Source organism: Vibrio sp. 704, assembly GCF_033339295.1.
In genome coordinates, this window is sequence record NZ_JAWOUH010000622.1 from 1 (window position 1) to 621 (window position 621).

The window sequence follows — 621 nt, forward strand, 5'->3', positions numbered from 1 at the left end:
GTCTTTATTCAGACCTTTTTCCATGTAAACCGCTACCGGTGGAAGAAAGATACACAGCAAAATTAGAATCAGTTTTTTTGTATCCATGGGTAAAGCTCCAAGTCAATGAATGGATGTCGTCAAAAATATGGCGCATTATGTGTTTAGTGTCACACTTTATCAAATGGTATTTGGTCAGAGCAGTGTTAAAAAATGTGAATTCTGAGTGTAGTAAAGGCATCTCAGTAAATCCAAGTCGTTTTCTCTCTTAAAGGTTTGATTTTGGGATAAATGCTAATGCGTGAATCTGCATCTTAATGTCATTTAGGTATACAATACTGCAACAATTAAAGATCACCCGTAGGAAGAAGGCTATGTCGCAACCCGTTTTATCCCAAATTAATGTTTTTCCGGTTAAATCAGTCGGAGGTGTGTCGCTTTCGTCCGCATGGGTAGAAAAACAAGGGTTGAGTTTTGACCGTCGTTTTATGATTGCCAAAGCCGATGGTTCGATGATCACTGCGCGAAAGTACCCTCAAATGGTAACCGTGAAATCAGCGTTGCTTGCCGATGGGGTGGTGTTCAGTAGCTTGGGAATGGAACCACTTAAAATCCGTTATCAAGATTTCAAAATGCAGGAAA

2 protein-coding genes are annotated in these 621 nt (G+C 39.9%); one reads left to right on the top strand and one right to left on the bottom strand.

Annotated elements, in window-relative coordinates; genetic code table 11:
* The coding region (locus R7R24_RS28115; protein WP_318120362.1) for a YqaE/Pmp3 family membrane protein at positions 1 to 87 on the bottom strand (87 nt) is incomplete at its 3' end.
* Between the two features lie 266 nt (positions 88 to 353).
* Between R7R24_RS28115 and R7R24_RS28120 the strand changes: the two genes are divergently transcribed.
* On the top strand, positions 354 to 621 hold a 268-nt coding region (locus R7R24_RS28120), incomplete at its 3' end, for an MOSC domain-containing protein (protein ID WP_318120360.1).